The following is a 14,949-nucleotide window of genomic DNA, read 5'->3' on the forward strand; positions in this document are numbered from 1 at the left end:
CCTATACTTTACAGTTCGGCAACGTCGGAGCGCGATAACCATGACGGCATCGCGGCGCCGCGGTTTTCATCCAAAATCAGGGCCCTCGGCCGAGACTGGAGGCGCGGCATCGGCCGCCCGCCCGGAGCCGCGCCCCATGATCCCGTCCCCCGCCGCCCGCCCTTCCGCCACCAAGCGCTGGCTGCGGGCGCTGGAACTGACCGCCGGCCTCGACGGTCCCGAGGCTCCCACCTTCCCCGATCTCCTCGACGCGATGGCGCTGAGCCGGGGCGACAGCCCGGCGCTGCTGTCCGACGCGGAAACGCTGACCTACGCGGAACTGGCGGCACGCTCGAACCGCTACGGCCGCTGGGCGCTGTCGCTCGGCCTCGCGCCCGGCAGCACGATCGGCCTGATGATGCCGAACCGCCCCGACTACCTCGCGGCCTGGATCGGCATCGCCCGGGCCGGGCTCGCGACGGCGCTGCTCAACACGAGCCTCGTCGGCGCGTCGCTCGCCCATTGCGTCGCGGTGGCGCGGCCCGAGCACGTGGTGGTGGCGGCGTCGCTGGCGGAACGGTTCGCCGGCGCCCTGCCCCACCTCGACGCCGCGCCCCGCGCCTGGGTCCGCGACGACCCGGCCTTCGACGGCGTGCTCGCCGCGCTGTCGGGCGAGCCGCTCGGGCCGGGCGAGCGCGTCGCCCTGCGCCCGTCCCACCGGGCGCTGCTGATCTACACGTCGGGCACGACCGGCCTGCCCAAGGCGGCCGTGGTCAGCCACCGGAGGATCGTGACGTGGAGCCGCTGGTTCGCCGGCCTCGCCGCCCTCGGGCCGGACGACCGCATGTACGATTGCCTGCCCCTGTTCCACAGCGTGGGCGGCGTCGTGGCGCCGGGCTGCGTCCTGGCGGCAGGAGGATCGGTGGTGATCGCCGAGCGCTTCTCCGCGTCCCGGTTCTGGACCGACGTGGCACGCTGGGACTGCACGCTGTTCCAATACATCGGGGAACTGTGCCGCTACCTGCTGGCGGCGGCGCCCGCCGGCTCCGCGCCGCCCCCCCACCGCCTGCGCCTGGGCCTCGGCAACGGGCTGAGGCCCGACGTCTGGGAGGACTTCCGGGACCGGTTCGCCGTGCCGGAGATCATGGAGTTCTACGCCGCCACCGAGGGCAGCTTCTCGCTGGTCAACGTCGAGGGCAGGCCCGGCTCGATCGGCCGCGTGCCGCCGTTCCTGGCGCACCGCTTCCCCGCCGCCATCCTGCGCTTCGACGTCGAGGCCGGTCTGCCCTCGCGGGGGGCGGACGGGTTCTGCATCCGGGCCGCGCCGGACGAGGCCGGCGAAGCGGTCGGGCTCATCGGCGACGCCGAGGGGGCGGGCCGCTTCGAGGGCTACACGGACCGGGCCGACAGCGACGCCAAGGTGCTGCGCGACGTGTTCGCGCCCGGCGACCGCTGGTTCCGCACCGGCGACCTGATGCGGCGCGACGCGGCGGGGTTCTTCTTCTTCGTCGACCGGATCGGCGACACCTTCCGGTGGTGCGGCGAGAACGTCGCCACCACCGAGGTGGCCGAAGCGCTGACGGGTGCGCCCGGCGTGGTCGAGGCCACGGTCTACGGCGTGGCGGTGCCCCACCGGGACGGGCGCGCCGGCATGGCGGCGCTGGTGACCGGCGAGGGGTTCTCGCTGGCGGCGCTGCGGCTCCACCTCGCGTCGCGCTTGCCCGCCTATGCGCGGCCGGTGTTCCTGCGGCTGCAGCCCGCCATCGACAGCACCGACACGTTCAAGCACCGCAAGGCGCCGCTGGTCCGCGACGGCTTCGACCCCGCCGCCGTGCCGGACCCGCTCTACGTCGACGACCGCTCCGCCGGGGCCTACGTGCCGGTCGACGCGGCGCTGCACGCGCGCATCGCGGACGGCACCTTCCGGGCCTGACGCGAGGCCACCTCCCGCGGATCGCGGCGGTTCAGGCCCGGCCCTGCGCCCGCACGCGACGGTGCAGGGCGCCCGCCAGCGCCGCCGCGCCGGCGAAGAGCGCCGCGACGAAGCCCGCCACGCCCGGCCAGCCGCCGGCCGACCAGAAGACGCCCCCCACCGTGCCGAGCACGCTCGACCCCGCATAGTAGCTGAGCAGGTAGAGCGATGCCGCCTGGGCCTTGTCGCCGCCCGCGAACACCCCGACGGTGCCGCTCGCCACGCCGTGGCCGGCGAAGAAGCCCACCGTCACCAGGGCGATGCCGAACACCACCGCGGCCAGGGGGGCGAACACGGTCGCGGCGGCGCCCACCAGCGCGACCCCGAGCCCCAGCGCCATCACGGGCGCGCGGCCGATGCGGTCGGCCAGCGTGCCCGCCAGGGTCGAGGACAATGTGCCGAGCAGGTAGAGGGTGAAGATCAGGCCCTCCTGGGCCTGGTCGAGCGAATAGGGCGGCGCTTCCAACCGGTAGCCCGCGTAATTGTACACCGCCACGAAGCCCCCCATCGCCAGGAACGCGAAGGCGTAGACGAGCAGGAGCCGCCGGTCCGCCACCGCCGCCCGGAAGGCGCGCGCCTGCGTGCGGAGGTCGACGGCGCGGGGGCGGAAGTGGCGCGACGGCGGCAGGAGGAGGACGAAGCCCAGCGCGTCGACGAGCCCGAGCACGCCGATGGTCGCCACCGCGGCACGCCAGCCCGCGTGTTCGGCGACGAGGCCGGTGATCACCCGCCCCCCCATGCCGCCCACCGCGGTGGCGCCGACGTAGATCCCCATGGCGAGGCCGAGGCCGCCGGCCTCGGTTTCCTCGGCCAGATAGGTCATGGCGACCGCCGGCACGCCCCCGAGCGCCACGCCTTCGAGCGCGCGGGCGGCGAGGAACAGGGGCCAGGAAGGTGCGAAGGCCGCCACGGCGTTCAGCCCCGAAGCCAGCAGCAGCGACAGCAGCATCACGGACCGGCGCCCCTTGCGATCCGACAGGGTGGCGGCACCCACGATCGACAGGGCCAGGAAGGTGGTCACGACCGAGATCGACAGCGACGCCGCCGCGGCGTCGACCGCGAAGGCGCGCGACAGCGTCGGCAGCAGCGGCTGCGGGCAGTAGAGCAGCGAGAAGGTGGCGAAGCCGGCGAGGAACAGCGCGAGGCTCGCCCTGACGTAGCGGGCGGAGCCCACCCGGTTCCGCGGCAGGTCGGGCGCCGCGGGCGCGGCGGGGCCTCCGGCCAGGCCCGCCGCGTCGGGCAGCGAGCCGGCATCGAGGCTCGGCGCCGCGACGTCCGCGGCGGTGTCGGCGTCATACGGGCGCAGCACGGGGGTTCTCCGGTTCGGCGGGCGTCGCTTCGGCCCTATGTGGGAGCGGAGCCGGCCGTTCGGCGATCAGGAGAGACCGCCGATGACCCACCATAGCCCGTCGACCGCGCCCGAGCCCGATCCCCTGATCATGACGGCCCTGTTCGATCCGCACAGCTTCGACACGCTCGACGGGCTGCGGCGGCGCTATTTCCCGGCGGCGCAGAACCGCGTGCCCGCCCACGCCACCCTGTTCCACCACCTGCCCGGCGCCGACCTGCGCGCCGTGGTGGAGCGGATGCGGACCGATTGCGCGGCCTCGGCGCCCCTGCCCTTCACCATGGCGAGGACGCGCTTCCTCGGCCGCGGCGTGGCCTTCGAGATCGAGTGCCCGGGGCTGGTGACGCTCCGCGCCGGCTTCGCGGCGGCCTGGAAGGACAGACTCACGGCGCAGGACCGGCAGGGCTACAAGCCGCACGCCACCATCCAGAACAAGGTGTCGTCGGACGAGGCGCGCGACGCCCGTGGGCGGCTCGACGCGCTGCTGCCGATCTCCGGCACGGTCGTCGGCCTGGCGCTGTGGCACTACCGCGGCGGCCCCTGGGAGGAGGCCGGGCGCTTCGCCTTCGGGGACGGTGCCGGCTCCTGACCGCCCGCGTCAGAGCATCGCCACGACGGTCATCTCGACGCGGAGGTCGGGGTCGGCGAGGCGGGCCTCGATGCAGGCGCGGGCGGGCGGGTTCGCGCGGTCGACCCAGGCGTCGTAGACGGTGTTCATGGCTGCGAAATCGGCGATGTTGGACAGGAACACGTTGACGGCGACGATCTTCGCCTTCTCCGACCCGGCCTCGGCGAGGAGCGCGTCGACCTTGGCCAGGACCTCGCGGGTCTGGGCCTCGATCGAACCGCGGCCGTCGTCGGCCACCTGCCCGGCGAGGTAGAGCGTGCCCCCGGCCGCCACCGCCTGCGACATGCGGGGGCCGGTCTTGTAGCGCTTGATCATGGTGTGGGATCTCGGCGGCGGCGCGCGGGAAGCGCGGCATGCCGGCCTTCCTGGCCAATGGCGGACGGCGATGCAAGGGCGGCGACGGGCGCGACCGTCCCCGCCCTCAGGGCCACGCCCGGCCGCTGGCCGTCGGGGCGAGCCCGAGATGCCGCGTGATCGTGGCGCCGACGTCGGCGAAGCCCCGCCGGCCCAACGGCCCGCATCCGGCGCCGGGACCGAAGGCCAGGAGGGGCACGCATTCGCGCGTGTGGTCCGTGCCGCGGAACGTCGGGTCGTTGCCGTGGTCGGCGGTGATCACGAGGAGGTCGCCGTCGCGCAACGCCGCGAGAAGCTCCGGCAACCGCCGGTCGAAGCGCTCCAGGCAGGCCGCGTAGCCGGCGACGTCCCGCCGATGGCCGTGCTCCGAATCGAAGTCGACGAGGTTGGCGAAGGCGAAGCCGCCGTCTGGGAGGCTTGGCAGGGCGCCGAGCAGGTGGTCGAGGTTGGCGTCGTTGCCGTCGCCGTGCAGTTCCAGCCCGGTGTTGCGGTGGGCGAAGATGTCGGCCACCTTGCCGACGGTGACGACCGCGCGGCCCGCCTCGGCGCAGCGGTCGAGCACCGTGCCCGGCGGCGGCGGCATGGCGTAGTCCCTGCGGTTCCCGGTGCGGCGGAACGAGGCCGCGTCCGACCCCGTGAAGGGTCGCGCGATCACCCGGCCGATGCGCAGCGGGTCGCACAGCCGCCGCGCGGTGCGGCACAGCGCGTAAAGCCGGTCGAGCCCGAAGGCGTCCTCGTGGGCGGCGACCTGCAGCACGGAATCGACGGAAGTGTACAGGATCGGCAGGCCGGTCCTGAGCGACTCCTCGCCGAGGTCGTCGATGATCAGCGTGCCGGACGCGTGGCGGTCGCCCAGGATGCCGGACAGGCCGGCTTCCGCGCGGATCGCGGCGACGAGGTCGGGGGGAAGGCAGGGGTCGGTGGCGGGGAAATAGCCCCACCGCCCCTGCATCGGCGCCCCCGCCAGCTCCCAATGGCCCGACGGCGTGTCCTTGCCGGCCGACACCTCGATGCCGAAGCCCCAGGCGGCGCCCGGCCCGGCGGCTTCGGCGAGGCCCGGCGGCACGCCGCCCGCCACCAGCGCCGCGGCGGCGCCGAGGCCGAGGCCGTCCAGGTTCGGCAGGCGCAGCGGGCCGGCCCTGAGGCCCGGGCGGTCGGCGCGCCCCTCCGCGCAGGCTCGGGCGATGTGGCCGAGCGTGTCGGCGCCGGCGTCGCCGTAGGCGCCGGCATCGGGCGCGCCGCCGATGCCCACCGAGTCGAGGACGAGCAGGACCGCGCGGGTCACGGCGCCATCCCCCCCGGGACCGCCTCGGCGTCGAAGGCCGCGGCGAAGAGGGCGCGCGTGTAGTCGCTCGCCGGGTTGGCGAACACGTCCGCCGCCGTCCCGGCTTCGACGACGCGTCCCGACTTCATCACCACGATGTCGGTGGCCAGCGCCCGCACGACCTTGAGGTCGTGGCTGATGAACAGGTAGGCGAGGCCGCGCCGCCGCTGCAGGTCGCGCAGCAGGTCGACGATCTGGGCCTGGACCGACATGTCGAGGGCGGAGGTGGGCTCGTCCAGCACCACGAACTTCGGTTCCAGCGCCATGGCGCGCGCGATGGCGATGCGCTGCCGCTGACCGCCGGAAAACTCGTGCGGGTAGCGGTCCATGCTGCCGGGATCGAGGCCCGTGTCGGCGAGCGCCTTCGCGACGATGTCGCGGCGCCGGGCGTAGGAGAGCTTGCGCCCGATCGCCAACCCCTCCTCGACGATGCCGAAGACGCTCAAGCGCGGCGACAGCGAACCGTAGGGGTCCTGGAAGACCACCTGCAGGTCGCGGCGCAGGGGCCGCATGGCGCCGGAGTCGAGCCCGTCGATGCGGCGCCCGAGGTAGCTCACCGGCCCTTCGGAGCGGATCAGCCGCAGGATGGCGAGGCCCAGCGTCGTCTTGCCCGAGCCGGATTCGCCCACGACGCCGACGGTCTGGCCCTCGCGCACGTCGAGCGAGATGCCGTCGACGGCCTTCACGTGGCCGACGACGCGGCGCAGGAAGCCGCGGCGGATGGGGAACCACACCTTGAGGTCGTCGACCTTCAGGATGCTCTTGGCGGCCGGATCCGCGGCGGGCGGAAGCCCCTTCGGCTCGGCGGCGAGCAGCATGCGGGTGTAGGCGTGCTCCGGTGCGCCGAACACGCGCGCGGCCGGGCCGGCCTCGACGATGCGGCCCTTCTGCATCACGCAGACGTCGTCGGCGATCCGCCGCACGATGCCGAGGTCGTGCGTGATGAACAGCATCGCCATGCCGAGCTTCGCCTGCAGGTCCTTCAGCAGCCGGAGGATCTGCGCCTGCACGGTCACGTCGAGCGCGGTCGTGGGCTCGTCGGCGATGAGGAGGTCGGGGCGGTTCGCCAGCGCCATGGCGATCATGACGCGCTGGCGCTGCCCGCCCGACAGCTGGTGCGGGAAGGCGCCGAGGCGCGACGCCGGGTCGGGGATGCCGACCTCGCCCAGGAGCTCGACGATGCGGGGCCGGAGCTTCGCGCCGCCGCTCAAGCCGTGCAGCTCCAGGATCTCGCCGATCTGCGTCTCGATCGTGTGGAGCGGGTTCAGCGACGTCATGGGTTCCTGGAACACCATGGTGACGGCGCGGCCGCGGATGCGGCGCATCTCGGCCTCCGACGCCGCCAGGAGGTCGCGCCCGGCGAACAGGATGCGGCCGCCGAGCACCTCGGCGCCCGACGCTTCCAACAGCCGCGCGATCGACATGGCGGTGACGGACTTGCCGGAACCGGACTCGCCCACCAGCGCCAGCGTTCCGCCGCGCCGCAGGGCGAAGGACACGCCGTCCACCGCGCGCGTGGTCCGGCCGCCCTGGGTGAAGCCGACCGCGAGGTCCTGGACCGACAGAAGGGGCTCGGAGGTCGGGGCGTCGGGCAAGGCGGAGTCTCGGGGTGGAAGGGCGGCCGATCCTTCCCCCTTCGGAACGGAAGCCGCAAGCGCCATCTCCGGCGGCTGGCCGGCGCGGCGCGGGCGAACTATCTCAGCGGCGAGACCCGCCCCCATCCGGAACGACCATGACCGACGCCACCGCCGCCCGCCCCGCCCTGGACGAGGACACGATCGCCTTCGCCGGCAAGGTGTTCCAGCTCGCCCGCCTCGGGCACGCGCCGGAGCTCAACGAGCTGCTGGCCGCGGGCCTGCCCGCCAACCTGACCAACGACAAGGGCGACACGCTGCTGATGCTGGCCGCGTATCACGGCCACGTCGACACGGTGCGGGCGCTGATGGCGCGCGGCGCCGACGCGACCCGCGCCAACGACCGCGGGCAGGTCCCGCTCACGGCCGCGGCCTTCAAGGGGTACGGCGCCGTGATGGCGGCGATGCTCGATGCCGGCACCGCGGTCGACGGCTGCGGGCCGGACGGCAAGACGGCCCTGATGATGGCGGCCATGTTCGACCGGACCGAGATGCTCGACCTGCTGATGGCCCGGGGGGCCGACGCGGACGCCCGCGACGCCGCCGGCCTCACCGCCCAGGACCTCGCCGACCGCATGGGGGCGACCCAGACGGCGGCGAAGCTGCGGCAGCGCTGAAGCGTCGCACCGGCGCGGATACGATCCCGCGCTCGCGCGTTTGCGCCTTCGAGGCCGCGGAGCGCGGCGGACCAGGAGGCGCGACGCCATGGAACCGATGAAGCCGATGGAACCCATGAAGCCCATGGAGCCCATGGACGGCGGCGACGCCTGGTGGCCCAAGGACCTCGGCAGCCCCTCGTCGAGCGGCGCCCAGAACGGCATGCGCTATGCCTTCTTCCCCGACAAGCAACGCCTCGTCGTCGAGACGGACGGGAAGACCAAGACCTACGACACCGGCGACCACGCCATCAGCGGCGTGCAGCAGGCCAACGGCGGATCGGCGACCTTCAGCGACGCCGGCGGCACCGTCGACCTGAAGGACCTGAAGACCGTCGACTAACGGCGGCGACCGCCCGGGAACCGGGCGGTCGCGCTACGGGCCCGTGGGACGCCGGCCCCCTCCGCAGGCGGAACGCGGGCGTCACACCCCGCGCGGGAAGCTCACCACGCGGCCTTCCTCCTCGGCCGGCTCCTCCGGCTCGGCGCCATGCCCGGCGATGCGCAACCCGTCGCGGCCCGCCTCGATCGGCACGTTGGCGCCGTCCCGCACCTCGCCCGCCAGGATGAGTTCGGCCAGCGGGTCCTGGACCGCCTTCTGGATGGCGCGCTTCAACGGGCGCGCCCCGTAGACCGGATCGTAGCCCTTGTCGGCCAGCCAGGCCCGCGCTGCGGGCGCGAGGTCGAGCGTGATCTTGCGATCCGCCAGCAGGCGCTGCAGCCGCCCGAACTGGATGTCGACGATGGCCGCCATGTTGTCCCGGCGCAGCCGGTGGAACAGGATGATCTCGTCGACGCGGTTCAGGAACTCCGGCCGGAAGTGGCCCCGCACCACGCCCATCACGTCCTCGCGGACCTTGGCGGTGTCCTCGCCGTCCTTCTGAGCCGCGAGATGATCCGAGCCGAGGTTCGACGTCATGATGATGAGCACGTTGCGGAAGTCGACCGTGCGCCCCTGCCCGTCCGTCAGCCGCCCGTCGTCGAGCACCTGCAGCAGGACGTTGAACACGTCCGGATGCGCCTTCTCGATCTCGTCGAACAGCACGACCTGGTAGGGCCGGCGCCGCACCGCCTCGGTGAGCGCCCCGCCTTCCTCGTAGCCCACGTAGCCGGGAGGGGCGCCGATGAGCCGGCTGACGGAATGCTTCTCCATGTATTCCGACATGTCGATGCGGACCATGGCGGTCTCGTCGTCGAACAGGAACGAGGCCAGCGCCTTGGTGAGTTCCGTCTTGCCGACGCCGGTCGGCCCGAGGAACATGAAGGAGCCGATCGGCCGGTTCGGATCCTGCAGCCCGGCGCGGGCGCGGCGGACCGCTGTCGCGACGGACTTCACCGCCTCGGCCTGGCCGACGACGCGCCGGGCCAGCACGCCTTCCATGGCGAGGAGCTTGTCACGCTCCCCCTGCAGCATCTTGTCCACCGGCACGCCCGTCCAGCGCGACACCACCTGGGCGACGTTGTCGGCCGTCACGGCCTCCGACACCAGCACCTCGGAGCCCTTGGCCTCGACCTCGCCGAGCCTCTTCTCGAGATCGGGGATGACGCCGTAGGTGAGTTCGCCGGCGCGCTGGTATTCGCCGCGGCGCTGGGCCTGGACCAGCTCGTTGCGGGCCGCTTCGAGCTCCTCCTTGAGCTTCTGCGCCGTGCCGAGCTTGTCCTTCTCGGACCGCCACCGCAGCGTGAGCGCGTCGGACTTCTCCTGCAGGGAGCGCAGCTCGCCTTCCAGCCGGCCGAGCCGGTCCTGGGACGCGGCGTCGGGCTCCTTCTTCAGGGCCTCGGCCTCGATCTTCAGCTGCACGATGCGACGGTCCAGCTCGTCGAGCTCCTCGGGCTTGGAGTCGACCTGCATGCGGAGGCGCGACGCCGCCTCGTCGACGAGGTCGATGGCCTTGTCGGGCAGGAAGCGGTCGGCGATGTAGCGGTTCGACAGCGTGGCGGCGGCCACGATGGCGGCGTCGGTGATGCGGACGCCGTGATGGAGCTCGTACTTCTCCTTCAAGCCGCGCAGGATCGACACCGTGTCCTCGACCGTGGGCTCGGACACGAAGACGGGCTGGAAGCGGCGCGCCAGGGCGGCGTCCTTCTCGACGTGCTTGCGGTACTCGTTCAGCGTGGTGGCGCCGACGCAGTGCAGCTCCCCGCGGGCCAGCGCGGGCTTCAGCAGGTTCGACGCGTCCATGGCGCCGTCCGCCTTGCCGGCGCCGACCAGCGTGTGCATCTCGTCGATGAACAGGATGATGCCGCCGTTCGCGGCCGTGACCTCGCTGAGCACGGCCTTCAAGCGCTCCTCGAACTCGCCGCGATATTTCGCGCCGGCGATGAGGGAGCCCATGTCGAGCGACAGCAGGCGCTTGTCTTCCAGGCTTTCGGGCACGTCGCCGTTGACGATGCGCAGCGCCAGGCCCTCGACGATGGCGGTCTTGCCGACGCCGGGCTCGCCGATCAGCACGGGGTTGTTCTTGGTGCGGCGGGACAGGACCTGGATGGAGCGGCGGATCTCCTCGTCCCGGCCGATCACCGGGTCGAGCTTGCCGGCGCGCGCCGCTTCCGTCAGGTCGCGGGCGTATTTCTTCAACGCGTCGTAGCCGTTCTCGGCCGACGCGCTGTCGGCCTTGCGGCCTTTCCTGAGGTCTTCGATGGCGGCGTTGAGCGTCTGCGGGGTCACGCCGGCGACGGCGAGGATGCGGCCCGCGTCCGCGCCCTTGTCCATCGCGAGCGCGAGCAGCAGCCGCTCCACGGTGACGAAGCTGTCGCCGCTCTTGGTGGCAATCGACTCGGCTTCGCCGAACAGGCGCGCCGTGGCGGGGGCGAGGTAGAGCTGGCCGGCGCCGTTGCCGCCGACCTTCGGCAGCTTGGCGAGCGCGCCTTCCGTGGCCTGCAGGGCCTCGCGCGAGCGGCCGCCGGCGCGGTCGATCAGGCCAGCGGCGAGGCCCTCGTTGTCGTCGAGCAGCACCTTGAGCACGTGCTCGGGCGTGAACTGCTGGTGTCCTTCGCGGGTCGCGAGCGACTGGGCCGACTGCACGAAGCCGCGGGCGCGTTCCGTGAATTTTTCGAAGTTCATGGCTGATGTCTCCATGGCGGTCCGGCCCCGAAGCGGCGCGGATCGTCCGATAAAGCCCGGCCCCGTTGCGGCGGCCGGCTCCACCCGATGTGGGGGTGTGCGGACGGCGTCGCCAGGGCCCGACAACACCCGATCGGCAAAAAAGACACACTCCCCGGCGACGTCGCGACGCGACCTCGGCGGGTCCGGCGCCAGCGCCGGCGTGGAAGGCTCCGCCGGAAGCCGGCAGTGCGCCGGAACGGATGTGGCGATGGGGCCGCACACGCGCTTTCCAACCCAAGATAGGTGCGCTAGCTTTCCCCCAACATCATTTGGGAAGGGAACGCCTTGCGCCTCCACCGGTCCGTGCTCGTCCCGCTCCTGGCCCTCGCGTCCGGCCCCGCCGCCGCCGCGGCGACCTGCCAGATCGCCCCGTTCGACCTGAGCTTCGGCAGCGACGGCGAAACCACCATGGTGGTCAGGAGCGGGGCGGTCTGCGGCGTGTCCTTCGTGCAGGGAGGCCGCGGCCGCACCGTCAGCGCCGGCGGCATCAACCACCTCGGCATCTCCGAACAGGGACTGCACGGGCGCGCGGGGACGTCGGGCTACAACGGCTGGGGATACCAGTCGCAGAAGGGCTATGTCGGCAAGGACCGGTTCGTGCTCGAGGTCGGCGGGGAGATCATGTACAGCCGCGTGATCCGCGGCACGTCCCACATCACGGTCGACGTCGACGTGGTGCCCTGACGGGCCGAGGCCGTCCCGAAGCCGTCCGACCCGGGCGGGCGCCCGCCCGGGTGTTTCCACCGGATCGCGATCTGCTCTAGACACCGGCCATCGAGCACCCGGGAGCGTTCCATGGCCGACGACATGCACTACTACGAGCCTGCGACGGGCCACGGCCTCGCGCACGACCCGTTCAACTCCATCGTGGGGCCACGCCCCATCGGCTGGATCTCGAGCGTCGACCGCGACGGCCGCCGCAACCTGGCGCCCTACAGCTTCTTCAACGCATTCAACTACGTCCCGCCGATCGTCGGCTTCTGCTCGATCGGCTACAAGGACAGCGTCCGCAACGTCGAAGCGACGGGCGAGTTCGGCTGGAGCCTGTCGACCTTCGCCCTCGCCGAGGCGATGAACCAGTCCTGCGCCGCCGTCGCCCCCGGCGTCGACGAGTTCGACCTCGCCGGGCTGACCGCGGCGCCGTCGCGGCGGATCGGGGCGCCGCGCGTGGGCGAAAGCCCCGTGTCCTTCGAGTGCAGGCTCACCCAGTTGGTCAGGCTCAAGACCGCGGCGGGCCGCGACGTCGACAGCTGGATGGTGTTCGGCGAGGTCGTGGCGGTCCACATCGATCGATCGCTGATCGTGGACGGCGTGTACCGGACCGCCGCCGCCGAGCCGATCCTGCGCGGCGGCGGGCCCGGCGACTATTTCAAGGTGTCCGAGGCGCAGAAGTTCGTGATGATGCGGCCGCGCTGACGGCCGGGTTTCAGTTTTCCGGGACGATGCCGCCCCAATAGGACCAGCCCCAGGCGCAATCCTCCCGGCAGCTCGTTTCGGCCGTGACGGCGGCGAGGCCCGGCGGCAGGTCGACGTCCTCCGACTGCTGTCCCCGGTCGGCCACCACCGCGGCGGGGTCGAGGCACCGCCGCCAGATCGGAACCGCCCCGGGCGAGGCCGCGACGGCGAAGCACACGCCCTTCGTCGCGCCGTCCGTCCAGGCCGCGTCGGAGATGCCGAACTTCAGGCGCAGCCGCCGCGCGCCCGCCACGGGGATCGTCAGCGCCGTCGGCGGCAGGGCGGTCAGCCGGTCTCCGTCGAGCTGGCCGGCCCGGCCGATGGCGCGCACGAGGCGGCGCCACGGCAGGGCGCGGGCGAGGTCTTCGACCAGCGGCGCCGACGCGGCGCTCGGGGCCGCGGCCGGCACGGTGACGCGGCGCAGCTCGACCGACACGGAAGGCTGGTAGAAGAACCGGGCCCAGGGCGCCCCTTCGACCGCCACGGCGGTGACGTCGGCACCGCCGGTGTCCTCGGCATGGCCCAGGGCGAGGTCGGCGAACCCGTCGGCATCGGTCAGCAGCGGCGACAGCAGGAATCCGCCGGCCGCCATGGCGGGCACGAAACGGTAGTCCTGCCGGTCCCCGTTCGCCAGCGTCACCCGCAGGGTCAGCGCCGGCGGGCGGAACAGCACTGCGGCGACCCGGCCGAGCGGCGTCGGGCGCACCGTCATGCGGGCGAAGACGGGGCCGGTGAAGGGCAGCGCGGCCGGTCGGCCCAGCACGGTCTCGACGGCGACGGGAGGACTCAGCGGGTCGGCCAGCGGGTCGGCACGCCGCCGCAGCGCGACCCACGGGCCGACGCGGGTTCGCGGCTCGTAGCGGCGCAGCAGCTCCGGCCAGAGCGCCCCCTCCATGGCGGCCGGGTAGCGGTCGTCGAGTTCGCCCATGCCGAAAATCACCCAATCGGGGGCGTTCGGCCCGGCGTAGAAGGCCGCGTTGGCGGCGATCAGCCCGGCCGTGTAGGTGGGGTATTCCTGGAAGCTCGGCCGCGGACGATAGTCGAGGCCGTTCGCCAGGACGGCGCTCTGCTCGGACGGCAGCATGTCGACGGTGCCGGACAGGGGCGGCATCGGCCGGGCCGCCGCGGCGGCCGCCCATGCGGCGGCCTTGTCGCTGCGGGCCCGTGCGGCGAAGGCCGACGGACTCCGGGCGAAGCGGCCGACGGCGTCGAGTTCCGCGGCGAGCTGGCCGCGCATGCCGGTGTAGACGTCCGGCAGATGGGCCAGGGATGCGTCCCGCCCCGTCGCGGCCAGCAGGAAGAGCGGCCCCGCGACCCACAGCACGGCCAGCGCGCCCGTGCCGAGCGCGGCCGCCCCGAGCCGCGACCGGGGCAGGACGAGGCCGACCGCCACGATGAGGCCGCCCTGCCCGAGCAGCGACCAGGCGATCTGGGTATGGGTGTCGGCGCGGACGAACCCGGCCTTGAGCCCGACGAGGGACAGGAAGGCCGTGCCGAGCGCCGCGGCGACACGCCCGCCCCGCCCCGGCGAGCCGCCCAGGCCCGAGACCGCCACGAGCGCGGCGGCGCCGAGCAGGAAAGCGCCGAGTTCGACGCCGTCCGAGGCGAGATACATGGCTTCGCCATAGCCCGACGCCTGCTGGCCCTGCAGGTCGAGGTAGGCGGGCAGGTCGACCAGGCTCTGGCCATGGCCGAGGAAGCACGCCAGAGCGCCCGCCAGGCAGGCCGGCAACAGGGCCGGGACGCGACGGCGGGCCAGCACCGCGCGCACATCGGCGAGGATGAAGACGCCGAGCGCGGCGACGCCGAAGCTCGTCTTGGCCACCGCGATCGCGCCGAGGAGTGCCGCCCCCGACAGGACCGTCGCGGCCGCGGCGCGGTCCTTCGGCGCCCGCGCGAGGTCGAGCAGCAGGAGGGCGAGGACCAGCGCGTAGACGAAGGCGTCGATGTCGAGCGCCAACTGCGTCGCGAGGGCGGCGGCATCGGCGGCCAGGGCGAGCGGCACGAGCCAGGCGCCGTGGCGCAGCCCCTTCACCGCCCCGCGGGCGAGCAGCGCCAGCGCGAAGGTGTGGACGAGCGCGAGGCCGCACAGGACCGGGACGGCGCGGAGGAGATAGCCTTCGGTGAAGTAGCGCGTGACGAGCTCGGACGCCGGCCCGTAGGTGAAGGTGATGTCGACGCCCCACCGCGCCGACCGCGCCGCCGCCTCGCCGAGCACGGCGATCCAGGACTCGTCGCGGCCCCCGGCCGGCAACTGGATCGACAGCGGCTTCAGCACGAACAGCAGGGCGGCACCGGCCAGCGCCAGCACGGCGGCGGTGACGGCGGCACGACCGACGGCGCGCCCGGTTCTCGTGGTTCCGACCGTCATCCGCGTGGTGCCGTCCGTCGCCGACGATCCGGCGCGAACTCCCCTTACCCGCTCGACGCGGCCGGCACAAAGCGGCGCCCCGCCGGTCCTGTTGCCGAAGCGCTCGCTCGGGCGTTACACCG

The 14,949-nt window shown here is 73.3% G+C and carries 12 protein-coding genes; 6 read left to right on the plus strand and 6 right to left on the minus strand.

The features are described from left to right. Window positions 1–136 precede the first annotated feature (136 nt). Window positions 137–1,912, plus strand: coding sequence for a long-chain-acyl-CoA synthetase (locus tag D3273_RS00090; RefSeq protein ID WP_129222550.1), 1,776 nt, complete (start codon window positions 137–139; stop codon window positions 1,910–1,912). Window positions 1,913–1,943: 31 nt separating this feature from the next. Here D3273_RS00090 and D3273_RS00095 read toward each other — a convergent pair whose 3' ends face one another. Then, entirely contained in the window at window positions 1,944–3,260 is a 1,317-nt protein-coding gene (locus D3273_RS00095; protein WP_129222551.1) for an MFS transporter, read from the minus strand. Window positions 3,261–3,342: 82 nt separating this feature from the next. Here D3273_RS00095 and D3273_RS00100 point away from each other — a divergent pair, with 82 nt between their 5' ends. Further along, the gene (locus D3273_RS00100; RefSeq protein ID WP_129222552.1) at window positions 3,343–3,888 is read left to right on the plus strand and encodes a 2'-5' RNA ligase family protein; all 546 of its coding nucleotides are present in this window, start codon (window positions 3,343–3,345) and stop codon (window positions 3,886–3,888) included. Between the two features lie 9 nt (window positions 3,889–3,897). On the opposite strand, the gene D3273_RS00105 is transcribed toward D3273_RS00100, so the two are convergent. The 3 genes from D3273_RS00105 to D3273_RS00115 all read right to left on the minus strand — a co-directional run bounded on the left by D3273_RS00105 (window position 3,898) and on the right by D3273_RS00115 (window position 7,200). Beyond that, window positions 3,898–4,242, minus strand: a complete 345-nt coding sequence (locus D3273_RS00105) for a RidA family protein (protein ID WP_129222553.1) — start codon at window positions 4,240–4,242, stop codon at window positions 3,898–3,900. A 106-nt stretch (window positions 4,243–4,348) separates the two neighbouring features. After that, the gene (locus D3273_RS00110; protein WP_129222554.1) at window positions 4,349–5,566 is read right to left on the minus strand and encodes a phosphopentomutase; all 1,218 of its coding nucleotides are present in this window, start codon (window positions 5,564–5,566) and stop codon (window positions 4,349–4,351) included. Continuing rightward, window positions 5,563–7,200, minus strand: coding sequence for an ABC transporter ATP-binding protein (locus tag D3273_RS00115; RefSeq protein WP_245500910.1), 1,638 nt, complete (start codon window positions 7,198–7,200; stop codon window positions 5,563–5,565). The genes D3273_RS00110 and D3273_RS00115 overlap by 4 nt, the downstream gene beginning before the upstream one ends. A 137-nt stretch (window positions 7,201–7,337) precedes the next feature. Here D3273_RS00115 and D3273_RS00120 point away from each other — a divergent pair, with 137 nt between their 5' ends. Beyond that, complete coding sequence (locus D3273_RS00120) at window positions 7,338–7,856, plus strand: ankyrin repeat domain-containing protein (RefSeq protein WP_129222556.1); 519 nt, start codon at window positions 7,338–7,340, stop codon at window positions 7,854–7,856. Window positions 7,857–7,944: 88 nt separating this feature from the next. Continuing rightward, window positions 7,945–8,238: a hypothetical protein gene (locus D3273_RS00125; RefSeq protein ID WP_129222557.1), complete on the plus strand. Its 294-nt coding sequence runs from the start codon at window positions 7,945–7,947 to the stop codon at window positions 8,236–8,238. 81 nt (window positions 8,239–8,319) lie between these two features. Here the strand turns inward: D3273_RS00125 and clpB are convergent, their stop codons facing one another. Beyond that, the gene (gene clpB / locus D3273_RS00130) at window positions 8,320–10,959 is read right to left on the minus strand and encodes an ATP-dependent chaperone ClpB (RefSeq protein ID WP_129222558.1); all 2,640 of its coding nucleotides are present in this window, start codon (window positions 10,957–10,959) and stop codon (window positions 8,320–8,322) included. Between the two features lie 327 nt (window positions 10,960–11,286). On the opposite strand from clpB, the gene D3273_RS00135 reads away from it, so the two are divergent. Then, window positions 11,287–11,685, plus strand: a complete 399-nt coding sequence (locus tag D3273_RS00135; protein ID WP_129222559.1) for a hypothetical protein — start codon at window positions 11,287–11,289, stop codon at window positions 11,683–11,685. A gap of 111 nt (window positions 11,686–11,796) precedes the next feature. Further along, on the plus strand, window positions 11,797–12,417 hold the full coding sequence (locus D3273_RS00140; protein WP_129222560.1) for a flavin reductase family protein: 621 nt from the start codon (window positions 11,797–11,799) through the stop codon (window positions 12,415–12,417). A gap of 10 nt (window positions 12,418–12,427) precedes the next feature. On the opposite strand, the gene D3273_RS00145 is transcribed toward D3273_RS00140, so the two are convergent. Continuing rightward, window positions 12,428–14,827 carry a hypothetical protein gene (locus D3273_RS00145; RefSeq protein WP_129222561.1) on the minus strand — a complete coding sequence of 800 codons (2,400 nt, stop codon included), beginning with the start codon at window positions 14,825–14,827 and terminating at the stop codon, window positions 12,428–12,430. Window positions 14,828–14,949: the final 122 nt, after the last annotated feature.

The sequence above is a fragment of the Lichenibacterium minor genome (assembly GCF_004137685.1).
Classification (GTDB): domain Bacteria; phylum Pseudomonadota; class Alphaproteobacteria; order Rhizobiales; family Beijerinckiaceae; genus Lichenihabitans; species Lichenihabitans minor.